Genomic DNA, 24,067 nt, shown 5'->3' with positions numbered 1-24,067 from the left:
CGGCGTTCCGTCGGTATCCCCGTTGCCGCGCCCTCTGCGCGCGCCCCTTTTCCGCGCCCTGCCGCACCCCTTTCCGCACTTCCGGTTCTTCCCTGGCCGAATTGCGCGCGCATTCCCGCCACTTCAGTTTACGGAGTTTCCGTCATGCCATCTCTGCCTGCCTCCGGCGTCGACCGGCGGCTGTTCCTGACCTCTCTGCTCGGTGTCACGGCCGCCGCGGCCGGGCTGAGCGGGTGCGCGCAGAGCAGCGCCGCCACCACGGCCAAGGGCGCCTCGACGGCCCCGCTGGCCGACAAGGTCCCGGCCGGCACCAGCCTGAAGATCGCCTCGTACCAGAACGTCCAGCAGCTCCAGTTCAAGCTGGCCAAGCTGGGCGAGCTGCCGTTCGAGGTCGGCAGCTGGGCGAACATCGGCGCCGGCCCCGACGTCATCAACGCCTTCCGCGCCAAGTCCCTGGACGTCGCCAACAACGCGGGAATCCCGCCGATCCAGGCGCACTACCAGGGCTACGACGCGAAGATCGTCGCGATCAACGTCACCCGCAAGCCCAACTACCTCTTCGCCACGAAGCCCGGCAGCGACATCCGTACGACCGCCGACTTCAAGGGCAGGAAGCTCGCGTTCTCGCAGGGCCAGGCACAGGGGGTCGTCCTCCTGCGGGCGCTGAAGGAGGCCGGGCTGGCGTACGACGAGGTGACGCTCGTCCCGCTGACCAGCAACCAGTTCCTCACGGCCCTCCAGTCGGGCCAGGTCGACGTCGCTCCGCTCGCCAACCAGCAGGCGCCCGCCTACCTCCAGCAGTACGGGGCCAAGGGCGCCCGCAGCATCCCGACCGACGTGGTGGACCTGCTCAACCTGCTGTGGGCGCCGGCCACCGTACTGGCCGACTCCGCGAAGGCGGCCGCGGTCGCCGCGTACATCCCGTACTGGGCCAAGGGCCAGGTATGGCAGTACGAGCACCCCGACGTCTGGAACAAGGAGTTCTACGTCAAGACGCAGAACCTCACCCTCCCCCAGGCGCAGTCGATCACCGACCTTGCCAACAAGCCGCTCTTTCCGCCGAGTTGGGACGAGGCCATCACATGGGAGCAGGAGACCGCGGATCTGCTGGCGGAGGGCGGCTTCGTGAAGGAGTTCACGGTCGGCTCGCTCTTCGACCGGCGGTTCGAGGGCATCGCGGCCAAGTCCGTACCGGCGGAGTACCGGAGGTGAGCGCCGTGACGACGAGCACCTCGACCGCTTCGACCACCATCGCGGACGCCCCACCCGGCGTCGAGGCCGGGGAGGGCACCCAGGTCCGCAGGCGCCGCCGCCTCTCCCCCGGCAAGCGGCTGCCCGCCTCCCGGCTCGTCGGGCCAGCCCTCTTCATCGCCCTGTGGGCGGCCGCCTCCGCCGCCGGGCGACTGGACCCGGCCGCGATCCCGGCCCCCTGGACTGTTCTGCGGACGACCGGCCATCTGTGGACCGACGGGACGCTGCCGACCGACATCCTGACCTCACTGCAGCGGGCCGGATCCGGCTTCGCGATCGGGCTGACCGCCGGCATCGCGCTCGCGCTGGCCGCCGGGCTCAGCCGGACCGGCGAGGCCCTGATCGACGGGACGGTGCAGCTCAACCGGGCGATCCCGACCCTCGGTCTGATCCCGCTGTTCATCCTCTGGCTGGGCATCGGCGAGACCTTCAAGATCGCCATCATCGCGATCGTCGTCTACATCCCGATCTACCTCAACACGCACGCCGCGCTGTCCGGCATCGACCACCGCTACGTCGAACTCGCCGAGGTCCAGGGCCTGTCCAGGTTCGCCTTCATCCGGCAGATCGTCATCCCCGGCGCCCTGCCCGGCTTCTTCGTCGGACTCCGCCTCGGGGTGACCGGCTCCTGGCTGGGCCTGGTCGTCCTGGAGCAGATCAACGCCACCAGCGGACTCGGCTACATGATGTTCCAGGCCCAGAACTACGGCCAGAGCGACGTCATCCTGGTCGGCCTGCTGATCTACGGCGTCTTCGGTCTGGTCTCCGACAGCGCGGTCCGTCTCATCGAACGGAGGGTGCTGTCATGGCGCCGCACGCTGAGCAACTGACCCGCCCCGCGGTCCGCCTCCGCGGTCTGACCCGGTCGTTCGACGGCCGCACGGTCCTCGACGCCCTCGACCTCGACCTCCCGGCCGGGCAGTTCACCGCCCTGCTCGGACACAGCGGCTCCGGCAAGAGCACCTTGTTGCGAGCGGTCGCGGGCCTCGACCACCAGGTCGCCGGAAGCGGACAGCTGACCGCCCCGGAACGGGTGTCGGTGGTCTTCCAGGACTCCCGGCTGCTGCCCTGGCGGCGCGTCCTCGCCAACGTGCTGCTCGGCCTCGACGGCAAGGAGGCCGAGCAGAAGGCCCGCGCCGCCCTCGCCGAGGTGGGCCTCGCGGGCCGCGAGAAGGCCTGGCCGAGCGAGCTGTCGGGCGGCGAGGCACAGCGCGCGGCACTGGCCCGGTCGCTGGTCCGCGAGCCCGAACTGCTGCTGGCCGACGAGCCGTTCGGCGCCCTGGACGCGCTCACCCGGATCCGTATGCACGTCCTGCTCAGGGAACTGTGGGAGCGTCACCGCCCCTCGGTTCTCCTCGTCACCCACGACGTGGACGAGGCGATCGTGCTCGCCGACCGTGTCCTCGTCCTCGACCGGGGCCGTATCGGCCTCGACCTGACCATCGACCGCCCGCATCCACGCTCGTACCGGGATCCCCTGCTCGGCGAGTACCGGGAGCGGCTGCTGGCCGCCCTGGGCGTCACGGAGGACCACAAGTGACCCGTCAGCTGCACCTCAACGCGTTCCTGATGAGCACCGGCCACCACGAGGCGTCGTGGCGACTGCCGGAGAGCGACCCGTACGCCCATGTGGACCTGGCGCACTACGTGCGTCTGGCCCGGACCGCCGAACGCGGCACCTTCGACTCGCTGTTCCTCGCCGACGGGCCGCAGCTGTGGGGCAGTGTCGCCCAGCGTCCGGCCGGCGCCCTGGAGCCGCTGACCCTGCTCACCGCCCTGGCGACGGCCACCGAGCACATCGGCCTGATCGCCACCGCCTCGACCTCCTACAACTCCCCCTACAACCTGGCCCGCAAGTTCGCCTCCCTGGACATCATCAGCGGCGGCAGAGCGGGCTGGAACATCGTCACCACGGCCGGCGCGGAGGCCGCCCGCAACTTCGGTCTGGACGCCGAGCCCGCGCACGCCGACCGCTACGCCCGCGCCTCGGAGTTCCTCGACGTGGCCCTCAAACTGTGGGACAGCTGGGAGGACGACACGATCGTCGCCGACAAGGCGACCGGTGTCTGGGGCGACGACAGCAAGATCCATCCACCCCGGCACCAGGGGACGTACTTCCAGGTCGAGGGGGCGCTCAACGTCCCCCGCTCGCCGCAGGGTTACCCGCTGCTCGTGCAGGCGGGCTCCTCCGAGGACGGCAAGAACTTCGCCGCGCGGTACGCGGAGGCGGTGTTCACCGCCCAGCAGACCCTGGCCGACGCACAGGCCTTCTACGCCGACCTCAAGTCCCGCACGGCGGCGGCCGGCCGGGACCCCGAACACATCAAGGTGCTGCCCGGCATCGTCCCGGTGATCGGGTCGACGGAGGCCGAGGCGCGGGCGAACGAGCGGGTCCTGGAGGACCACATCGTGTACACGCACGGCGTGGGCCGACTGGAGAGCCTGCTGCAACTGGAGCCGGGCACGCTGGAGCTGGACGCCCCGCTGCCCGCCGACCTGCCCCCGGAGAGCGCGATCGAGGGCGCAAAGAGCCGCTACACGCTCGTGGTGGAGCTGGCCCGGCGCGACCGCCTCACCGTGCGGCAGCTGGTCGGGCGGCTCGGCGGCGGGCGCGGGCACCTCACCTTCGCCGGTACGCCCGAACAGGTCGCCGACGCGATCGAGCGGTGGTTCACACTCGGCGCGGCCGACGGCTTCAACATCATGCCGGCCGTCCTGCCGTCGGGCCTGGAGACCTTCGTCGACCAGGTCGTGCCGATCCTGCGCGCCCGGGGCCTGCTCCGCACGGAGTACGGCCCGCGCCGCACCCTGCGGGAGCGCTACGGCCTTCCGCGCCCCGCCAACCAGCACGTCACCGCCACCCCGGCACTCGCCACCGCCTGAGAGGACCGCACATGTCCGACATCGAGATCCGCAAGGTCACCGCGAGGATCGGCGCCCAGGTGTCCGGCGTCGACATCTCCAAGCCGCTCGACGAGGGGACCGTCGCCGCCCTGCGGGAGGCGCTCAACCTCCACAAGGCCCTGGTGTTCGACGACGTGAACCTGGACGACGAGGGCCAGCAGGCCTTCGTCCGCCACTTCGGCGACACCACCACCGCCCACCCGACCGTGCCCTCGGTCGACGGCGTCCCGAACGTGCTGCCCGTCGACAGCGAGCGCGGCCGCGCCGCCAACCACTGGCACACCGACGTCACCTTCGTCCTCAACCCGCCACAGGCCAGCACCCTGCGCAGCATCACCGTCCCGCCGTACGGCGGCGAGACCCTGATCGCCAGCTCCGCGGCCGCCTACCGCGACCTGCCGGAGCCGCTGCGCACGCTGGCCGACACCCTGTGGGCCGAGCACACCAACGACTACGACTACGCGGTGCCCGAGGAGGCGCTCGACGAGGAACACGCCGCCCAGCGCGCCCAGTTCACGTCCATCAAGTTCCGCACGGTGCACCCCGTGGTCCGTGTCCACCCGCTGACCGGCGAGCGCGGACTGTTCATCGGCGGGTTCGCGCAGCGGCTCGTGGGGCTGTCGGTGGGCGAGTCCCGCAAGCTCCTGGACCTGCTCCAGACGTATGTGACCCGGCCGGAGAACATCCTGCGGCACCGCTGGTCGCCGAACCAGCTGGTCCTGTTCGACAACCGCATCACCCAGCACTACGCCATCGACAACTACGACGGGCTGCCCCGCCGCCTGCACCGGGTGACCGTCGCCGGTGACGTGCCGGTGGGCATCGAGGGCAAGGAGAGCTACTCGATCCAGGGGGACGCCTCGCACTACACCCCCGTAGCGGCGTAACCCCGCACGAAAGGCCCTCGCGTGGAGACACGCGGGGGCCTTTGCGTTGCCCCCGGCCCCCTTGTTGTTGTTAATCTGTAGTTGCGAACTAGTTGCAACAAGTCCTTCGCGACAAGAGTGACCGCAGGCCGGAGGGGACGCCTCTCCTGCCCGTCTACACGCTGGCCGACGTGATCGTCTTCTCACCCTTCACGCCGGCGGGCGGAAAGAGGGAAACCCCCGCGAGGACGTGACTCGCGGGGGTTCTCCCTGCCTGCGACGCCGGGTGCGCGGACGCCTACAGGTTGCTGAAGTCCGGGCCGGCCGTGCGGGTGCGCTTGAGCTCGTAGAAGCCCGGGACGGAGGCGACCGCGAGGGTGCCGTCCCAGAGCCTGGCGGCGGCCTCGCCCTGGGGGGCGGGGGTGACGACCGGGCCGAAGAAGGCGAGCTGCTCGCCGTCGGGGCCGGGGACGGCGATGACCGGGGTGCCGACGTCCTGGCCGACCTTGTCGATGCCCTCCTTGTGGGAGGCGCGCAGCTCGGCGTCGAACTCGAAGTTCTCCTGCTCCGCGTAGTCGATCAGGTCGGCGGGCAGGCCGACGTCCGCCAGGGCGCCGGCGATGGCCTCCAGGGTGGGGCCCTCACCCTGGTTGTGGATGCGGGTGCCGAGCGCGTTGTAGAGCGGGCCGAGTATGTCGGCGCCGTGCTTCTGCCAGGCCGCGGTCACCACGCGCACCGGCTGCCAGGCCTTGACCGCGAGCATCTCGCGGTACTCCTCGGGCAGCTCGTCCAGCTTGGGCTCGTTCAGCACCGCCAGGCTCATGATGTGCCAGCGGACCTCGATGTCCCGGACCTTCTCCACTTCCAGCACCCACCGGGAGGTCATCCAGGCCCAGGGGCACAGCGGGTCGAACCAGAAGTCGACGGGGGTCCTGGCGGAGGTGGTCGCTGTCTCGGGCATGGCTCTCCTCGGAAGGTGGTCGTCTGCCCTGGCAACACCGACTCCCACCGCCCCATTCCCGGGTGCCCGCGGTCAGGGGCGCATGGCAGGATCGGTGCTGTCCACATACTGAACGCCGCCCGAGGGAGTACCGCCCGTGCCCGGTGAGAACCTGTCCCGCGACGAGGCCCGGGAGCGGGCCGCCCTGCTGTCCGTCGACGGGTACGACGTGTCCCTCGACCTGCGCTCCGCGGTGGGCGACGAGGCCGGGGACGGGCCGCGGACCTTCCGGTCCGTGACCACGATCCGCTTCCGCTGCGCCGAGCCGGGGGCGGCGAGCTTCGCCGACCTGATCGCGCCGAGTGTCACCGCCGTCTCCCTCAACGGCAAGGACCTCGACCCCGGCGAGGTCTTCGACGGCTCCCGGATCGCGCTGACGGACCTCGCCGCCGAGAACGAGCTGGTCGTCGACGCCGAGTGCGCCTACTCCCGCACCGGGGAGGGCATGCACCGCTTCGTCGACCCCGAGGACGGCGAGGTCTACCTCTACACCCAGTACGAACCGGCCGACTCGCGTCGCGTCTTCGCGAACTTCGAGCAGCCCGACCTCAAGGCCCCGTTCCGCTTCGAGGTGCGGGCGCCGGAGGGCTGGACGGTCTGGGGCAACGGGGCCGGCGAACTCACCGACGGTGTCTGGCGGTTCGCGGAGACGAAGCCGATCTCGACGTACATCACCTGCGTGGTGGCGGGCCCGTACCACTACGTGACGGACTCCTACTCCCGCACCCTCGCCGACGGCACGACGCTGGAGATCCCCCTCGGCGCCCTGTGCCGCAAGGGCCTCGCGCCCTACTTCGACGCCGACGACGTCTTCCTCGTCACCAAGCAGGGCCTGGACTTCTTCCACGACCACTTCGACTACCCGTACCCCTTCGGGAAGTACGACCAGGCCTTCGTGCCCGAGTACAACCTCGGCGCGATGGAGAACCCGGGCCTGGTGACCTTCCGCGAGGAGTTCATCTTCCGGGGCAAGGTCACGCAGGCGTCCTACGAGGGCCGCGCCAACGTGATCCTGCACGAGATGGCCCACATGTGGTTCGGCGACCTCGTGACCATGGAGTGGTGGGACGACCTGTGGCTCAAGGAGTCCTTCGCGGACTTCATGGGCGCCTTCGCCCTGGTCGGCGCGACCCGGTTCGAGAACGGCTGGATCACCTTCGCCAACCGCCGCAAGGCGTGGGCGTACCGGGCGGACCAGCTGCCCTCCACGCATCCGATCACCGCCGACATCCGCGACCTCCAGGACGCCAAGCTCAACTTCGACGGCATCACGTACGCGAAGGGTGCCAGCGTGCTCAAGCAGCTGGTGGCGTACGTCGGCCAGGACGCGTTCCTGGAGGGAGCGCGCCGGTACTTCAAGCGGCACGCGTACGGCAACACGCGCCTGGGCGACCTGCTGTCGGCGCTGGCGGAGACCAGCGGCCGGGACATGGCCGCGTGGTCGCGGTCCTGGCTGCAGACCGCCGGGGTCAACTCCCTCACCCCGCAGGTGCTGCTGGACGCGGAGGGCCGGATCGACGAGCTCACCGTGCTCCAGGAGGCGGCCGAGTCGCACCCGGAGCTGCGCCCGCACCGGGTGGCGGTGGGCCTGTACCGCCTGGAGGACGGCCGTCTGGTGCGGTACGCCCGCGCCGAGGTCGACGTCGACGGCCCGCGCACGGTCGTGACGGAGGCGGCCGGCGCCGAGGCACCGGATCTCGTGCTCGTCAACGACGACGACCTGACGTACTGCAAGATCCGTTTCGACGAGACCTCGCTGGAGACGCTGCGCGGTCACCTGGGCAACGTCACCGACCCGCTCGCGCGGGCGCTGTGCTGGTCGGCGCTGTGGAACCTCACCCGGGACGCGTTGCTGCCGGCGCGGGACTTCGTGGACCTGGTACTGCGGTTCGCGGGGCGCGAGTCCGGGATCGGCGTACTGCAGATGCTGCACGCCTGGGCGAACTCGGCGCTGGTCCACTACGTGGCACCGGACTGGCGGAGGACGGGCGGGCGGTTGCTGGCGGAGGGCACGCTGCGCGAACTGCGGCTCGCCGAGCCGGGCAGCGAGCACCAGCTCGCATGGGCCCGCTTCTTCGCGACGGTGGCGTCGGGCCCGGCCGATCTCCAGTTGCTGCGCGGCCTGCTGGAGGGGACGGAACAGATCGACGGGCTCGTGGTGGACCAGGAGCTGCGCTGGGCGTTCCTGGAGCCGCTGGCCTCCCACGGTGTGGCGGACGAGGCCGTGCTGGCGGCCGAACTGGCCCGGGACGACACGGCGTCCGGCAAGCGCCACCAGGTCCGCTGTCTGGCGGCCCGACCCTCGGAGGCGGTGAAGGCGCAGGCGTGGGCGCAGCTGGTGGAGTCCGACGCCCTGTCCAACGCCCTGGTCGAGGCGACGATCTCGGGCTTCGCGCAGCCCTCGCAGCGGGAGCTGCTCGCGCCGTACGCCCCGAAGTACTTCGCGGTGATCGAGCGGGTGTGGGCCGAGCGGTCCATCCAGATCGCGATGCACGTCGTCCAGGGCCTGTTCCCGTCGCTCCAGGACTCGCCGGAGACGCTGGCGGCGGCGGACGCGTGGCTCGCGGCGCACGAGGACGTGGCCCCCGCGTTGCGCCGTCTGGTGCTGGAGGCGCGGGACGACCTGGCACGGGCGTTGCGGGGACAGGCGTGCGACGCGGCGGCGACCGTCGACCGAACCCCGTGATCTCTGGCCAAAGCTTGGGCGGTTCGTAGCCGTTACGGAATTCAGGCAATAGGGCCGTAACCCCTGGTCCGCACCCGACGGACCAGGGGTTTCGGCATCCGAACACCCGTCCTTTAGCGCAGGCTTGTCCGGATTTGTCGACGGACGTGTAACAGCGGTTCAGAGGCGCTCAGGACGCGGGAGATTGCCGGTCATGAACCACAACACCCCGCTGTCCCCCCGCCCGCTCCACCACCTCTCCGAGGTGCACCGCCGGGTGATGACGGCCGCCCAGCTCCGCTCGCACGGCATCGCGACCGCCGAGGCGAACGAGCAGTGCCGCGCCGGCGGCCCCTGGCAGCAGATCCTCCCCGGCGTCTTCCTGCTCCACCCCGGCCCGCCGACCAGCGAGGAGCGGCTGCACGCGGTGCTGATGTACGCGGCACGGGAGCGGGGGGCCGGTGTGCCGGCCCAGCCCGGCGCGGAGGAACCGCACCGGCCGGCGTACGCGGAAGCGATGATCACCGGCCTCGCGGCGCTGACGTTGTACGGCTTCGCCTCGACCCCGCCGCTGCTCTCCCTGGACCGGATCGACGTCCTGGTCCCCCGGCTGCGCCGGCTGCGCGCCACGGGGTGCGCGCGCATCGTCCGGACGGCGGGCCTGCCGGCCCCGCGACAGGTCAACGGGCTGCCGGTGGCGCCGGTCCCGCGCGCCCTGGCCGACGCCGTGGCCGGACTGACGGACGCGGGCGCCGTACGCCGGCTGCTGACCGAGGCGGTACGCGCCGGTCACTGCGAACCCGCCGCGGTGGTCAAGGAGTTGAATCAGGCGAAGCTGCTGAGCCGGCCGCACGTGGTGGACGCGGTGGACTCCCTGCTCGCCGAGGGCCGCGCGATCGCGGAGAACCGCCTCTACCGGATGGTCGCGGAGTACGGCCTGCCGGACCCGGTCTGGAACGTCGACCTGCGCCTGCCCGGCGGCCCCCACCTCGGCGGTCTGGACGCGTACTGGCCGGAACAGGCGGTGGCGGTCGAACTCGACACCCGCGCCCCCATGCAGGGCGACCGGCAGGACGACGACGCCCTGTGGTCGGAGTACGCCCGCAAGCGCGAGCACCTGGAGCGCCTCGGCATCACGGTCGTCCACGTCACGCCGAGGAAGCTGCGGGACGCGACGGAACAGCAGGCGGCGGTGATCCGTACGGCCCTGATGGCGGCCGGTGACCGGGAGCCCGCCGCCTATGTCGTGATGCTGCCCCGGTAGTGACGGACCGGGCGACACCAGGAGGGGAGAGGAGGGGCCGCCGGGTCACCGGGCGGCCCCTCCTCGTGCGGACGGAGTCCTCCGCGCGGGTCAGCCCTTCTTCAGCACCAGCTCCGTGTTGCGGTCCCCGGCCGCTCCGCCCAGGTCCGTGCGCGCGCCCGGCGCGTTGAAGGACAGCTCGCGGTACAGGGCGGCGAGGCCCGTCTGGGAGAGGTCGGCGAAGTCCGTGCGGTGCGGGGCCGCGGACTCGACGAGCGTGGTGAAGACCGAGAGCGTGCCGTCCTTGTTGTCGGCCAGCTCGATGACGCGGGCGAGCTGCGGATAGTCGACGTGGGAGGCGGTGGAGATCTCCCAGAAGGAACGGCCGCCCGCGGCGGCGTGCGGGGTGATGTCGTTGCGGTGGATGTGGCCGTTCACCCACGCCAGGACGCCCGCGTGACGGCCGAGGAGGGCGATCACCTCGTCGCCGCTGTGCCGGCGCTCGCCGGGGCGGGCCGGGTCGGGGCGCGTGTTGTCCATCGTCTTGCTGGTGTGGTGGCTGAAGACGACCGCGTACGCGTCCTTGTTGTCGCGGAGGGTCCTGTCCAGCCAGTTCAGCTGGGCCGTCCCGATCGAGCCCTCGTAGTGGCCGCCGGCGTCGGTGGTGTCGAGGCTGATGCCGATGACGTCCTCGGCGATCCGGAAGCTGTAGTACTGGGTGCCCGCGTCGAGGTTCGCGGTGGAGTAGCCGTGACCGACCGGGCCCACGCCCCGGTACGCCGGATCGAGGTGGGCTCTGACGTACTCGGCCGGGGTGTACGGGGCGCGCCGCTCGTCGGGCGTGACCGACCGCATGTCACGGGTGTGCGCCCTGAGCAGGTCGCGGAAGTGGGTGCCCCGGGGGTCGGTGGCCTTCGAGATGGACGTCTGGAGCTTCTTCGCCTCGGCCGCGGGCAGGCTCATCAGCTTCCGGCCGCCGACGGCGTACTCGGCGAGCCAGGAGTCGCCGTGGCCGTAGCAGCCGAGCGGCATGGCGTCGTGGTTGCCGACCGTGGAGTACCACGGCAGGTTGAGGCCGGGGCTGTTCAGCTCGCGGATCGCGGCGGCGAGGAAGCCCGCGAGGTGCGGGAAGCCGCGCTGCTTGTCGGCGTCGCGGACGGTCGAGTCGGGGTTCCAGAACTGCTTGAGACCGCTGTTCTGGACGCCCTCGTAGTGGCGCGGGTCCCCGGAGTTGGGGGTGATGCGGCCGCCGCTCATGACCTTCAGGAACCACTCGAGCTCGGTCTTGGCGTTGTTGTCCGTGTTGTCGCCGGTCGTCATGGCGAAGTGCAGCGGGGTGCCGGTGACGGGGGCGCCGCGCAGCGCGTTGATCCGCTCCACCAGGGAGATCGCGCCGGGCACGGACAGCGCCTCGTGCGGCCGCCAGGCGTGCACGTCGGTCGAGCGCAGGTACTCCAGGCGCATCGGGTGCTGACTGTCCATCAGGTGCAGGTCGGTCAGCTGCACGAACGCGGCGAGCGCGGTACGGCGGCCGGCCCGGCCCGACTTGGGGGCGGCCAGTTCGGCGCGGACCGTGCGGCTCCAGCCGGGGCCGTCGCCGAGACGGCGGTAGCCGGAGCTCGTGCGCGGGGCGGCGACGGCGGCGACGGTGGTGCCGCGGGTGTACGGGGCCAGCGGCGCGGCCGGGGCTCTGCGGGACTGCGCCACAGGCGTCTCCGCCGTGGTCGCGGCCGCGCTCTCGGTGGGCCGCAGGGCGTAGCCGACGCCTGCGGAGACGGACACCGCGGCGGTCGCGGCGAGGACGGTACGGCGGTTGACCCCCGGCACGGGGCCGGCGACAGAGCGTGTGCGCGACATGGCGCGATCTCCCCGAGTACGAACTGCGTCGGCAGTGGTCGCGGGGGCCGCCGCAGACCACTGCCGCGAATTTCCCGCTCGTACTGGATCGTTGGCACCGGGAATGACCTGTGCGTGAACGAGACCGCAACGCGCAACGCCGATCACCGTACGTGGATCTCGGCCCACCCCGCGCGTCCGGGAACGGCTGTCCGATGGCCGGGGGACGGTTACTCCGTGTTCACTTTCCGGGGTAGCGGAGCTATTCCCGCGGGAGGACGAGCCGGCCCGCCGCCGGCCGGTCGCGCCACAGTCCGAGGCCGACGTCGACCAGTCCCACCCGGGTCAGCCCGGCCACGGCGTCCAGGTCGTGCCAGGCCGCCATGTCGGTGGAGCCGCCGATCTCGAAGCGGAGTTCGCCGTCGGTCACCCGCGCCTCGTAGACGACGCGTACGCCGTGGTGGTCGACGAAGCGGCCGAAGCGGCGCGGGAAACGCAGGCTGATGGTGTCCACGCCGAGCAGGGCGGTGACCTCGACGCCGTATCCGGTCTCCTCCAGCACCTCCCGGCGGACGGTGTCGTAGGGGTCCTCCCCGTGTTCCATGCCGCCGCCGGGCAGGGTCCACTCGGGCGTGCCGTCGGCCTTGATCCAGCGGGCCAGCAGAACCTGTCCGTCGCGGACGCACACGGCGTAGGCCGCCACCCTCGTCTTCCTTCGCATGAGGGGACGTTAGACCGCCGGGTCCGGATTGGCAGGCGAGTATGCGGGAGCCGACCAGCGCAGGGGCACCGCCCCCTCGGTCCCGACGGCCTCCGTGAGCATGAAACGGACGCGGCGCTCCCCGTCGGCGGCGAACTCCGTCCGCGCCTCGCCGGTGAGCTGGAGCGCGGTCCCGGTCGTCCAGTCCAGGAAGAGCAGGCCCGCGCGCGGGTCGGCGGCGAGGTTGCCGAGGGTGAGGAACATGGAGTTGCCCGGGTAGTCGCGCCAGCTCAGCCGGTGGGGGGAGTCGACGCGGACGAAGCCGGGGTTGCCCCCTCGGTGGCTGGTCTCCACGCCCGCAGGGTGCACGGTCGTCACGAAGAAGGTGTCGGCTCTCGCGATGAACTCGGTCTGTTCCGGGGTGAGTTCGGTGCCGTGCCGGGGTGTTCCCGGCCGGCGGCCGGCGACCGTCTCGTAGGACTCCCTGCGCTGGAGGTACTTGGGGCAGTTGGAGAAGACCCGGTCGGCCTCGACGGCGAAGCCCTGTGCCGTGGGCCGGAGGCGGCCGTTGAGGCGCATCCGGCGGCGGGTGCGGGGGTCCAGGGCGAGGGTCCCGGCGGGGGTGCCGGGCGTGCCGAGCGCCGCCGCGAGGGGGTCGGACGGCCGGACCACGGCTCTGACGGACATCTGGCGCGGGCCGGTCGCCCGGACGAACCCGGGGCTGCCGGTGACCGGGGAGGCCCACACCCTCCCCGTCGCGGGGTCGGCGGCGCCGAGCACCAGCAGCGGCTGGAGCTCCAGGAAGGCGGCGGCCACCGGTCCGATGCCCTGGCCCACCGACCGGCCGACGTGATCGGCGAACTCGCGGACGCCGACGCGGTCCTGCACGGCCCGCGAGCCCGCGTGGTAGACACCCATGGCTAGAAGAATCCGCAGGTCGGGGCGTCTTCGTGCGGGGCGGGGGCCCCTTCGGCGCCGGCCGGCACCGAGATCTCCAGGCGGGTGCCGTCCGGGTCGTGGAAGAAGATGCCGCCCGAGGCCGCGCCCTCGCGGTGGGCGACCACCCCGTCGTGGGCGAAGTCGGCGCCGTACGCCCGCAGCGCCTCCTCGTACCGCCTGACCCGCTCGATCGAGTCGGCCTCCAGAGCGAGGTGGTGCGGGCCGGCGCCGCCGCTGTCGTACGACGCCCGCGCCTGCTGCCAGAGAGTGAGGACCGGGCGCCCGTCCTCGCCGAGGAACGCGTACCGGCGGTTTTCGTCCTTGCCCTCGGTGATCACGCCGAATCCGAGCACGTCGCGGTAGAAGGCGAGGGAACGGTCGAGGTCGGTGACGTTGAGGCCGATGTGGCCGGTGCGCAAGGTCATGGCTGCCCTTTCAAGCGGATGTAACCCCTGTAAACGACATTAGAGGTTAGACTGGAGTGCGTCAACCGGTCACGTAGTCTTGAACGGTTAGCACAGAAGGGAGCCCCACATGTCCGCCGCCCGCGACCCTCGCCCGCTCACCGGTGAGCCGCTCGCCCTCGACCTGCTCAACACGCGCTGGAACCGGGAGGGAGTCACACAGGACCTGCTGGCCGAGGTCGACGGGCTCGCGGTCTGGCTGGCGGCGAACGGACTCGACGGGCGGTTCACCGCCGACGCGACGACCCTGCGGCACACACTCCGGGCGCGGGACGCGCTGAAGCGGGCCGTCGACGGCCCGCTCGCCGAGAGCGCGCCGGCCGTGGACGCCGTCCTCGACCACGGACGGATCCGCGCGACGCTGGGCGCCCAAGGGCCGGGCGAGCGGGCCGAGTTCGCCGACGACGCCTGGGGCCCCGGCTGGCTCGCCGCCCGCAACTACCTGGAACTCCTCGCCACCGCGCCGGACCGCATCCGGGGCTGCGCGCACGCTTCCTGCGTCCTGCACTTCTTCGACACGTCGCGGAACGGGACACGGCGCTGGTGCTCCATGGCGGCCTGCGGCAACCGTGCGAAGGCGTCCCGTCACTACGCACGGTCCAAGGACGCCTGAAACGGGCAGTGGGCGTCGGTGACTTGTCACCCTTAAGAGGACTCATCCGCCTAAAGCCCATCGCGGGTTTTCCCCATACATCCATTTCGATTCGGTCAACACTCCCCAAAGGGCTGTCCCTTGGGTAAAGCTGTGCGATCGTCCGGGGTCATATTCCGGACACCGCTCAACCAGGGTCGATCGACCCCGGTTGCTCGACGCACGTTCCTTTACCTACAAGGGATGCCGATGACCCTCACCCCCCAGCGTGAACCGATATCGGGCGCGAGACGCGCGGCCCGCATAGCCGCGGCCGCCGGCCTGGTGGCCGCCCTGTCCGCGGCGGGGCCGATACCCATGGCCTTCTCCGCGGGCAACGGCAGCGGCGCCACCGCCGACCCGGGCCTGAAGTCCGCCGGCGCCAAGCTCGGTTCGGACGACGCCGAACTGCTCGCCGACGCCAAGGCCGACGGCGCCAAGAACGTCACGATGATGGTCGCGACCGCGCCCGGGCAGACCGAGCAGGTCGCCAAGGAGCTGGACGCGGTCAAGGGCGGCTCCGTGGGCCGCTCCTACGACAAGCTCGGGTACGTGCGCGCCACCGTCCCGACCGCGAAGGCGGACTCGGCCATCGCCGCCGCCGCCAAGCTGTCCTCCGTGCACGGCATCGACCTGCGGCAGGACATCCCGCTGGACGACCCGACACCGAGCGCCGACACCGCGAAGGGCGCCTCGGGCAAGGGCAGCACCACCTACCCCGCGCCCAGCGGCAAGACCCCCGCCACCAACCCGTACAACCCGTCCTTCGAGACGGGTGCGGTCGACTTCGTGAAGAAGAGCCCGAAGTCGGACGGCCGGGGCGTCACCATCGGCATCCTCGACTCGGGCGTGGACCTGGGTCACCCGGCGCTGCAGAAGACCACCACCGGCGAGCGCAAGATCGTCGACTGGGTGACCTCGACCGACCCGATCCTGGACAGCGACGCCACCTGGCGCGCGATGACCTCCGCGGTGTCCGGCCCCGCCTTCACCTACGGCGGCAAGAGCTGGACGGCGCCCGCCGGGTCGTACCAGATCAACCTGTTCCGCGAGTCCGCCACCACCGGCGGCGACGCCAAGGGCGACGCGAACCGCGACGGCGACACCACCGACAGCTGGGGCGTCCTCTACGACGCCGCGGCCGGCACGGTCCGTGTCGACCTGAACAACAACTTCGACTTCAGCGACGACACGCCGATGAAGCCGTACAAGAACGGCTTCCAGATCGGCTACTTCGGGACCGACAACCCGTCGACCGACGTCGCCGAGCGTCAGCCGTTCGTCGTGGAGATCCGCAAGGACGTCCCGATGGACCCGTACGGCGGCGACTGGGTCGGCAAGAAGGCCGACTTCGTCAACATCGGCGTCATCGAGTCCGAGCACGGCACCCACGTCGCCGGCATCACCTCCGCCAACGGCCTGTTCGGCGGCAAGATGAACGGCGCGGCCCCAGGCGCGAAGCTCGTCTCCTCCCGGGCCTGCACGTGGACCGGCGGCTGCACCAACGTCGCGCTCACCGAGGGCATGATCGACCTCGTGGTCAACCGCGGTGTCGACATCGTCAACATGTCGATCGGCGGCCTGCCCGCGCTGAACGACGGCAACAACGCGCGCGCCGAGCTGTACACGCGCCTGATCGACACCTACGGCGTCCAGCTGGTCATCTCGGCCGGCAACTCCGGCCCCGGCGCCAACACCATCGGCGACCCCGGTCTGGCCGACAAGGTCATCTCGGTCGGCGCGACCATCTCCAAGGAGACCTGGGCGTCCAACTACGGCTCGGCCGTCGAGAAGAAGTACGCGATGATGCCCTTCTCCTCGCGCGGCCCGCGTGAGGACGGCGGCTTCACGCCGACGCTGTCCGCGCCGGGTGCGTCGATCAACACCACCCAGACATGGCTGCCGGGCTCCCCGGTCGCCGAGGCGGGCTACACCCTGCCGGCCGGCTACTCGATGCTCCAGGGCACCTCGATGGCCTCCCCGCAGGCCGCGGGCGCGTCCGCGCTCCTGCTGTCCGCCGCCAAGCAGAAGCACATCGCCCTCACCCCGGCGACCCTGCGCACCGCGCTGACCTCGACCGCCGGCCACATCAAGGGTGTGCAGGCGTACGAGGAGGGTGCGGGCCTCATCGACATCCCGGCCGCCTGGGACTCGATCCGGCACGGCGCCACCGCGCACGACTTCACGGTGAAGGCTCCGGTCGACACCGCGATCGACTTCGCGCTGAAGACGCCGGGCTTCGGCACCGGCCTCTACGACCGCGAGGGCGGCCTCAAGTCCGGCCAGAAGAAGACGTACCCGGTCACCATCACCCGTACGTCCGGCTCCGCCAAGGCGCTCCGGCACGAGCTGCACCTCGCGCGCAACTCCGGCGGCACGTTCAAGATCGTCGGCTCCGACGAGGTCAAGCTGCCGCTGAACAAGCCGGTGACCGTCAAGGTCCAGGCCGCTCCGAAGTCCGCGGGCCTCAAGAGCGCGATCCTGGAGGTCGACGACCCGGGCACCGAGGGGACCGACAAGCAGATCCTGACCACCGTCGTGGTCTCGGCTCCGGTCAAGTTCACCTACACGGCGTCGAACTCGGTGCAGCGCAACAGCACCCGGTCGTACTTCGTGACCGTCCCCGAGGGCGCCAAGTCCCTCGAGGTCGCGATCGGCGGGCTGAAGGCCAAGAGCCAGACCCGGTTCATCGCCATCCACCCGTACGGCGTTCCGGTCGAGGAGACCGGCACCCCGTACTGCTACAACAACTACCTCGACGGCAACGGCTGCAAGCCCGACGCGCGTTCGTACGCGGACCCGCAGGCCGGCGTCTGGGAGATCGAGGTCGAGTCGCGCCGTACGTCGCCGCTGCTCGACAACCCGTACAAGCTGGACGTCACCGTCTACGGCGCGGCCTTCGACCCGGAGGTCGTGACCGTCCCCGAGGCCAAGGTCGGCACGCCGGTCAGCGCCTCCTGGAAGGTGAAGAACAACTTCGCCGCCATCGACGGCAAGCTGGTCGGCGGCCCGCTCGGCTCGTCCAAGTCGGCCCGCCCGACCATCGCGCAGGGCGAGACGCAGACCACCACGGTCGAGGTCCCCGCGGGCGCCAAGTCGCTGGACGTCGCCATCGGCAACGTCTCCGACGCCTCCGCCGACCTGGACCTGACGGTCTACGACGCGAACGGCACGCAGGTCGGCCAGTCCGCCGACGGCGACTCCGAGGAGGCCGTCTCCGTGGCCTCGCCGGCCGCCGGTACGTACACCATCGAGGTCGCCGGCTACGCGGTTCCGGCCGGCACCACGGCGTACGACTACCAGGACGTGTTCTTCTCCGCCTCGCTCGGGACGGTCACCGTCGACGAGTCGTCGCCGGTGAAGCTCGCCACGGGCGCCTCGACGAACGTCTCGGCGAGCGTCACCGCCGCGGCGGCCGCTCCGGAGGGCCGTGAGTTCTTCGGCCAGGTCCAGCTGGTGAACGCGCGCGGCACGGTCGCGGGCCTCGGCAGCGTGAAGATCGAGAAGGTCACGCCGTAACCATCCGGTACGACCGAGGGGCGGGCGCCTGCCGGGCGCCCGCCCCTTCCTCGTCCCTGGTACCCGCCCTCACTCACACGTGATGCCGGACGACTCGGCCAGCGCCCGGGTGACCCACTCGCGTTCCCCGGACACCTCCTTGTCCCCGACGAACCAGGTGTCCGGGGCGACCGCGGAGCGCGTGCCCACGACGAGCACGTGGTCGCCCCTGCGGACGACGGGCGCCGTGGTCTCGTCCCGCAGCACGCTGATCTCGTCCTTGCCCTCGGCCGGCTTGTAGGAACGGATCACGCGCAGGGTGACGCGCTCCAGGCCGGGATCGGCGGGCAGTTGCCGGACGGCCGTGACCGTGCCCTCGACGACGAGCCGGGCGCAGGCCACGTCCCGCAGGGCGTTCTGCCCTGCCGCACTGTCCGAGGCACTCTTCGCGTCACTGTCGCTGGACTCGTCGCCGATCCCCCCGCCGCTCTGGGCGGCGAGCCACGCCACACCGGAGAACACCGTGGCGGCGCAGGCCACCGCGAGGGCGCCGACGGCCAGTGAGAAGGCCCGTCGCCGGCGCCGCGGCGCTCGCACGGGGGCCTGCTTCGGGGCGGGTACGGGTTCGTCCAGGGCTTCGGCGATGACGGCGAGCTGTTCCCGCAGCAGCGCCACGTCGGCGGCCGCGGAGCGGTACTCGGACCGCAGGGCGGCGTCCCCGCGGGCCTCGGGCGGCAGCTGCTCGCCGGTGATCGCGGCCATCAGCGCGTCCACACCGGTGTCCTCATGGTTGTCGGCGGTCACGTCACACCACCTCGTCCTCGTGCAGGCGGGTGCGCAGAGCCCGTACCGCCGTGTGCAGCCTGCTCTTGACCGTGCCCTCCGGTATGCCGAGCTCCTCGGCGATCCCCCGGACCGGAAGATCGGCGAAGAAGCGCAGGACGAGGACCTGCCGCTGGGCGTCGGGCAGCTCGTCCAGGCCCTGGGCGACGGCGAGGGAGAGCACGCTGGTGTCCTCCCCCGAGGGGTGTTCGTGCTGGCGCAGGGAGGCCAGGCGCTCCCCCAGCCGCTCCTGGCGGCGCTTGGTGCGGTGCCAGTCCATGGCGAGGTTGGAGGCGACGACCGCGGCCCACGCGGACACGTCACGCGGCGCCTCGTCCCCTCGCGCCGCCCGCTCCAGCAACCGCAGGCGGACCTGCTGCACCCCGTCCGGCAGGTCCGTCTGCGGTACGCCGCCGAGCGCGAGCACCGCCCGCACCCGGCGTTCCTGGGCCGCGTCCAGCGGGTCGTCGGGCACACGGTGCAGGCCGTGTCCGTCGTCCCCCTGGCCGCGGCGCGCCTTTCTGCGCAGCACAGCCACCCCTCTCCTCGCCGCGTTTCCCCTATGACGCCGGTGGGAGCCGGAACGTTCGGCAGAGTTTCCCGCGGATTCCCGCACTCCGGCAGAGGCGTACGTCACACGTTCGCGTGGACCGGACGGCGGCGGGCAGGCACGGGGCAGTACAGCTTGCGGTACAGAGCGCCCGCGAGATGATTTTCTGCAGCTCAGGGCCGTTGCGGGCGAGAGGTGCGCAAGCGCGCCCCCGCCCGTGTCGTCCCACTCCTCGGGCGCTCGGGGCAAAGAATTGGACAGGTTGGCCGGGGTGGGACGCATCATGGAAACGCCTCGGTCTTGCAGCAGGCACAGGAACGCCACGCGAAGGAGTCGCCGTGAGGGTCGGAATCGTCGGAGCCACCGGTCAGGTCGGCACGGTCATGCGCAGGATCCTCGTGGAGCGGGACTTCCCGGTCACCGAGCTGCGCCTGTTCGCCTCGGCCCGCTCGGCGGGGACGGTCCTGGACGGCGTGACCGTGGAGGACGCGGCCGTGGCCGACTACTCGGGGCTGGACATCGTCCTGTTCTCGGCGGGCGGCACGACCTCGAAGGCGCTGGCCGAGAAGGTCGCCGCGCAGGGCCCGGTCGTGATCGACAACTCCTCCGCCTGGCGCAAGGACCCCGAGGTGCCGCTGGTGGTGTCCGAGGTGAACCCGCACGCGATCACCGACCGCCCCAAGGGCATCATCGCCAACCCGAACTGCACCACGATGGCCGCGATGCCGGTGCTGCGGCCGCTGCACGAGGAGGCGGGCCTGGAGGCCCTCGTCGTCGCCACCTACCAGGCGGTGTCCGGCTCGGGCCTCGCGGGCGTGGCGGAGCTGCACGGCCAGGCGCAGAAGGTGGTCGCCGACGCCGACAGGCTGACCCACGACGGCGGGGCGGTCGACTTCCCCGAGCCCCAGGTCTACAAGCGGCCCATCGCCTTCAACGTGCTCCCGCTCGCCGGCTCGATCGTCGACGACGGTCTCCACGAGACCGACGAGGAGCAGAAGCTGCGCAACGAGTCCCGCAAGATCCTGGAGATCCCCGGGCTCAAGGTCTCCGGCACCTGCGTGCGTGTCCCGGTCTTCTCCGGCCACTCCCTCCAGATCAACGCCCGCTTCGCGCGTCCGCTGTCCGTGGAGCGGGCGACGGAGCTGCTGGCCGGCGCGCCCGGCGTGACCCTCTCCGACATCCCGACGCCCCTGCAGGCGGCCGGCCAGGACGCCTCGTTCGTCGGCCGTGTCCGCGCCGACGAGACGGTGGAGCACGGCCTCGCCCTGTTCGTCTCCAGCGACAACCTCCGCAAGGGCGCGGCGCTGAACGCGGTGCAGATCGCGGAGCTGGTGGCGGCCGAACTGACCGCCTGACCGGCTGAAGATCAGCCTCTCCGGCGTTCGAGGAGCGGGGTCCGGGGCGGCGCCCCGGGGCGGGAAGGAAAGGGCGGCGGGGGCGAGGAAAGCTACGGGCGGCGCACCTCGTACAGGAAGCAGCCGTACTCCACGGCCCGGACGTGGACGAGTGCCACCTCCGGGTCGGCGAACGCCTCCGCGCACGCCTGCCCGAGCCCTTCGGGAGCGCCGACCAGCCGCCCGCCGAGGATGTGCCCCTCGGCGGAGTAGCGGCGCACGACGCGGTGGGCGTTCGCGAACGGGAGGCCGTCCTCGTCCGGCCCCGCGCACTCCTCCGCGTGGACGAACACCGGCCCCCGCTCGTCGTAGGCCCCCGGGTCGGCGCCCGTCTCCGCCGCCCAGCGGCGCAGTGGGGCGTACGAGACCAGGGCGATCCGCTCGCCGGGCTCGCTGCGGCGCAGACAGCAGCGGAGCGGAGCGCCGCCCTCCGTGTCCGTCACCGGAACCGTCTCCCGTCCCGCGTCGTCGGTGGAGCGCAGCTCCTTCAGGACCGACGGGGGGACAGGGCGTGCGCAATACGTCGTCATGGCTCCAGATTCCCGCGCGTCCGACCCGCTCACCGGCGGGATCCGGACATCGCTTTCCGTGCAGGTCCCGTGGAAGGATGGCGCAACCCACACATAACGAGGAGATGACCGCGTGCCTGGCACAAACCTGACTCGCGAAGAGGCGCAGCAGCGGGCGAAGCTGCTCACCGTTGACTCGTACGAGATCGATCTCGATCTCTCCGGGGCGCAGGAGGGCGGTACCTACAGGTCCGTGACCACGGTGCGCTTCGACGTCGAGGAGAACGGCGGCGAGTCCTTCATCGACCTGGTCGCCCCCGCCGTGCACGAGGTGACGCTCAACGGCGACCCGCTCGACCCCGCCGAGGTCTTCGAGGACTCGCGGATCGCGCTGCCCGGACTGCTGGAGGGCCCCAACGTCCTGCGTGTCGTCGCCGACTGCGCGTACACCAACACCGGTGAGGGCCTGCACCGCTTCGTCGACCCCGTCGACCAACAGGCTTACCTCTACACCCAGTTCGAGGTTCCGGACGCCCGCCGCGTCTTCGCGTCCTTCGAGCAGCCGGACCTGAAGGCCACCTTCCAGTTCACCGTGAAGGCGCCGAACGGCTGGACCGTCATCTCCAACTCGCCGACGCCCGAGCCCAAGGACGACACCTGGGTCTTCGAGCCGACGCCGCGCATCTCGTCGTACATCACGGCGCTCGTCGTCGGTCCGTACCACTCGGTGCACAGCGTGTACGAGAAGGACGGGCAGTCCGTGCCGCTCGGCATCTACTGCCGGCCCTCGCTCGCCGAGTTCCTGGACTCCGACGCGATCTTCGAGGTGACGCGGCAGGGCTTCGACTGGTTCCAGGAGAAGTTCGACTACGCGTACCCGTTCAAGAAGTACGACCAGCTGTTCGTGCCGGAGTTCAACGCGGGCGCGATGGAGAACGCCGGCGCGGTGACCATCCGCGACCAGTACGTGTTCCGTTCCAAGGTGACCGACGCCGCGTACGAGGTGCGCGCGGAGACGATCCTGCACGAGCTCGCCCACATGTGGTTCGGCGACCTCGTGACCATGGAGTGGTGGAACGACCTGTGGCTGAACGAGTCGTTCGCCACCTACACGTCCATCGCCTGCCAGGCGTACCACCCCGACTCGCGCTGGCCGCACTCCTGGACCACGTTCGCCAACTCCATGAAGACGTGGGCCTACCGGCAGGACCAGCTGCCGTCCACGCACCCGATCATGGCCGAGATCGGCGACCTGGACGACGTCCTGGTCAACTTCGACGGCATCACCTACGCCAAGGGTGCCTCGGTCCTCAAGCAGCTCGTCGCCTACGTCGGCATGGACGAGTTCTTCGCCGGCGTGCAGGCGTACTTCAAGCGCCACGCGTACGGCAACACCCGTCTGTCCGACCTGCTGGGCGCTCTGGAGGAGACCTCCGGCCGCGACCTGACGGCCTGGTCGGAGAAGTGGCTGCGGACCGCCGGCATCAACATCCTGCGCCCGGAGATCGAGACGGACGCGGACGGCGTCATCACGTCCTTCGCGATCCGCCAGGAGGCCCCGGCCCTGCCCGCCGGAGCCAAGGGCGAGCCGACCCTGCGTCCGCACCGCATCGCCGTCGGGTTCTACGTGCTCGACGACGCGAGCGGCAAGCTGGTGCGCGACGAGCGCGTGGAGCTGGATGTCGACGGTGAACTGACCGCCGTACCGCAGCTGGTGGGGCAGCGCCGACCGGACGTCGTCCTGCTCAACGACGACGACCTGTCGTACGCCAAGGTCCGCCTCGACGAGACGTCGCTCGCCTTCGTCACCGAGCACCTCGGCGACTTCGAGGCGTCGCTGCCGCGCGCCCTGTGCTGGGCCTCGGCGTGGGACATGACCCGGGACGGCGAACTCGCCACCCGCGACTACCTGTCCCTGGTCCTGTCGGGCATCGGCAAGGAGTCCGACATCGGTGTCGTGCAGTCGCTCCAGCGCCAGGTGAAGCTGGCGATCGACCTGTACGCCGACCCTGCCGCCCGCGAGGCCCTCCTCGCACGCTGGACGGACGCCACGCTGGCGCACCTGCGCGCGGGAGCGCCGGGCAGCGACCACCAGCTGGCGTGGGCACGCGCCTTCGCCACGACGGCCCGTACGCCGGAGCAGCTGGACCTGCTGGAAGCGCTGCTCGACGGTTCCCAGACGATCGAGGGCCTGGTCGTCGACACCGAGCTGCGCTGGTCGCTCGTGCAGCGGCTCGCGGCCGTCGGACGGTTCGACGAGGCGGAGATCGCGGCCGAGTACGAGCGGGACCGGACGGCCGCGGGCGAGCGGCACGCGGCGAGCGCCCGTTCCGCCCGCCCGACCGCGGAGGCGAAGGCGGAGGCCTGGTCGTCGGTGGTCGACAGCGACAAGCTGCCGAACGCCGTGCAGGAGGCGGTGATCGGCGGTTTCGTCCAGACCGACCAGCGCGAGCTGCTGGCTCCGTACACGGACCGGTTCTTCGAGGTGGTCAAGGACATCTGGGCGTCCCGTTCGCACGAGATGGCCCAGCAGATCGCGGTCGGTCTCTACCCCGCCGTCCAGGTGTCCGAGGACACGCTGCGCAAGACGGACGAGTGGCTGGCCGCCGCGGAGCCGGGCGCGGCGCTGCGGCGCCTGATCTCGGAGGCCCGCTCGGGCGTCGAGCGGGCACTGAGGGCGCAGGCGGCGGACGCGCGGGCGGCCGACGCGTAGCCGGTGCCGTGCGGCGGGCGGACGGCCGGACCGGTCGTCCGCCCGCCGCGCACCCGGCGGCTCGTACGACGGCTCCTGTGCC

General features: G+C 71.3%; 19 protein-coding genes. 11 read left to right on the top strand and 8 right to left on the bottom strand.

What is annotated here, in order from left to right:
- Positions 1 to 144 precede the first annotated feature (144 nt).
- The 5 genes from OG985_RS30365 to OG985_RS30345 are packed head-to-tail and all read left to right on the top strand — an operon-like array spanning position 145 to position 5,042.
- Positions 145 to 1,212, top strand: a complete 1,068-nt coding sequence (locus OG985_RS30365; RefSeq protein ID WP_371671533.1) for an ABC transporter substrate-binding protein — start codon at positions 145 to 147, stop codon at positions 1,210 to 1,212.
- Positions 1,209 to 2,081: an ABC transporter permease gene (locus tag OG985_RS30360; RefSeq protein ID WP_371671532.1), complete on the top strand. Its 873-nt coding sequence runs from the start codon at positions 1,209 to 1,211 to the stop codon at positions 2,079 to 2,081. Before OG985_RS30365 ends, OG985_RS30360 begins: the two co-directional genes overlap by 4 nt.
- Entirely contained in the window at positions 2,057 to 2,791 is a 735-nt protein-coding gene (locus tag OG985_RS30355; protein ID WP_371671531.1) for an ABC transporter ATP-binding protein, read from the top strand. Before OG985_RS30360 ends, OG985_RS30355 begins: the two co-directional genes overlap by 25 nt.
- Positions 2,788 to 4,134 (top strand): LLM class flavin-dependent oxidoreductase, encoded by a 1,347-nt coding sequence (locus OG985_RS30350; RefSeq protein WP_371671530.1) that lies wholly within the window; start codon positions 2,788 to 2,790, stop codon positions 4,132 to 4,134. Before OG985_RS30355 ends, OG985_RS30350 begins: the two co-directional genes overlap by 4 nt.
- A gap of 11 nt (positions 4,135 to 4,145) precedes the next feature.
- On the top strand, positions 4,146 to 5,042 hold the full coding sequence (locus tag OG985_RS30345) for a TauD/TfdA dioxygenase family protein (protein WP_371671529.1): 897 nt from the start codon (positions 4,146 to 4,148) through the stop codon (positions 5,040 to 5,042).
- 277 nt (positions 5,043 to 5,319) lie between these two features.
- On the opposite strand, the gene OG985_RS30340 is transcribed toward OG985_RS30345, so the two are convergent.
- Positions 5,320 to 5,982 (bottom strand): DsbA family protein, encoded by a 663-nt coding sequence (locus OG985_RS30340; RefSeq protein ID WP_371671528.1) that lies wholly within the window; start codon positions 5,980 to 5,982, stop codon positions 5,320 to 5,322.
- A gap of 136 nt (positions 5,983 to 6,118) precedes the next feature.
- Here OG985_RS30340 and pepN (OG985_RS30335) point away from each other — a divergent pair, with 136 nt between their 5' ends.
- Positions 6,119 to 8,707 (top strand): aminopeptidase N, encoded by a 2,589-nt coding sequence (gene pepN, locus OG985_RS30335; protein ID WP_371671527.1) that lies wholly within the window; start codon positions 6,119 to 6,121, stop codon positions 8,705 to 8,707.
- Positions 8,708 to 8,900: 193 nt separating this feature from the next.
- On the top strand, positions 8,901 to 9,950 hold the full coding sequence (locus OG985_RS30330) for a hypothetical protein (protein ID WP_371671526.1): 1,050 nt from the start codon (positions 8,901 to 8,903) through the stop codon (positions 9,948 to 9,950).
- Between the two features lie 90 nt (positions 9,951 to 10,040).
- On the opposite strand, the gene OG985_RS30325 is transcribed toward OG985_RS30330, so the two are convergent.
- From OG985_RS30325 to OG985_RS30310, 4 genes are all read right to left on the bottom strand, one after another.
- Positions 10,041 to 11,786 (bottom strand): TIGR03767 family metallophosphoesterase, encoded by a 1,746-nt coding sequence (locus OG985_RS30325; RefSeq protein ID WP_371671525.1) that lies wholly within the window; start codon positions 11,784 to 11,786, stop codon positions 10,041 to 10,043.
- A 241-nt stretch (positions 11,787 to 12,027) separates the two neighbouring features.
- Entirely contained in the window at positions 12,028 to 12,486 is a 459-nt protein-coding gene (locus OG985_RS30320) for an NUDIX hydrolase (RefSeq protein WP_371671524.1), read from the bottom strand.
- A gap of 9 nt (positions 12,487 to 12,495) precedes the next feature.
- Positions 12,496 to 13,383, bottom strand: a complete 888-nt coding sequence (locus OG985_RS30315) for a pyridoxamine 5'-phosphate oxidase family protein (protein ID WP_371671523.1) — start codon at positions 13,381 to 13,383, stop codon at positions 12,496 to 12,498.
- Between the two features lie 2 nt (positions 13,384 to 13,385).
- A complete protein-coding gene (locus OG985_RS30310) occupies positions 13,386 to 13,829 on the bottom strand; it encodes a VOC family protein (RefSeq protein ID WP_371671522.1) in 444 nt (147 codons plus the stop codon).
- A gap of 109 nt (positions 13,830 to 13,938) precedes the next feature.
- On the opposite strand from OG985_RS30310, the gene OG985_RS30305 reads away from it, so the two are divergent.
- Together OG985_RS30305 and OG985_RS30300 are read left to right on the top strand one after the other, a co-directional pair.
- Positions 13,939 to 14,481: a CGNR zinc finger domain-containing protein gene (locus OG985_RS30305; RefSeq protein ID WP_371671521.1), complete on the top strand. Its 543-nt coding sequence runs from the start codon at positions 13,939 to 13,941 to the stop codon at positions 14,479 to 14,481.
- Between the two features lie 228 nt (positions 14,482 to 14,709).
- Positions 14,710 to 18,018, top strand: coding sequence for a S8 family serine peptidase (locus tag OG985_RS30300; protein ID WP_371671520.1), 3,309 nt, complete (start codon positions 14,710 to 14,712; stop codon positions 18,016 to 18,018).
- Positions 18,019 to 18,087: 69 nt separating this feature from the next.
- Here OG985_RS30300 and OG985_RS30295 read toward each other — a convergent pair whose 3' ends face one another.
- Together OG985_RS30295 and OG985_RS30290 are read right to left on the bottom strand one after the other, a co-directional pair.
- The gene (locus tag OG985_RS30295) at positions 18,088 to 18,801 is read right to left on the bottom strand and encodes a hypothetical protein (protein ID WP_371671519.1); all 714 of its coding nucleotides are present in this window, start codon (positions 18,799 to 18,801) and stop codon (positions 18,088 to 18,090) included.
- A 1-nt stretch (position 18,802) separates the two neighbouring features.
- A complete protein-coding gene (locus OG985_RS30290; protein WP_371671518.1) occupies positions 18,803 to 19,357 on the bottom strand; it encodes an RNA polymerase sigma factor in 555 nt (184 codons plus the stop codon).
- A 350-nt stretch (positions 19,358 to 19,707) separates the two neighbouring features.
- Between OG985_RS30290 and OG985_RS30285 the strand changes: the two genes are divergently transcribed.
- Entirely contained in the window at positions 19,708 to 20,724 is a 1,017-nt protein-coding gene (locus OG985_RS30285) for an aspartate-semialdehyde dehydrogenase (RefSeq protein WP_371671517.1), read from the top strand.
- Positions 20,725 to 20,816: 92 nt separating this feature from the next.
- On the opposite strand, the gene OG985_RS30280 is transcribed toward OG985_RS30285, so the two are convergent.
- Positions 20,817 to 21,293: a DUF1203 domain-containing protein gene (locus tag OG985_RS30280; protein ID WP_371671516.1), complete on the bottom strand. Its 477-nt coding sequence runs from the start codon at positions 21,291 to 21,293 to the stop codon at positions 20,817 to 20,819.
- A gap of 112 nt (positions 21,294 to 21,405) precedes the next feature.
- Between OG985_RS30280 and pepN (OG985_RS30275) the strand changes: the two genes are divergently transcribed.
- Positions 21,406 to 23,985 carry an aminopeptidase N gene (gene pepN, locus OG985_RS30275; protein ID WP_371671515.1) on the top strand — a complete coding sequence of 860 codons (2,580 nt, stop codon included), beginning with the start codon at positions 21,406 to 21,408 and terminating at the stop codon, positions 23,983 to 23,985.
- The last annotated feature ends 82 nt before the right edge of the window (positions 23,986 to 24,067 follow it).

The sequence above is a fragment of the Streptomyces sp. NBC_00289 genome, assembly GCF_041435115.1.
GTDB lineage: Bacteria > Actinomycetota > Actinomycetes > Streptomycetales > Streptomycetaceae > Streptomyces.
This window is presented reverse-complemented; position numbering and strand designations above follow the sequence as displayed.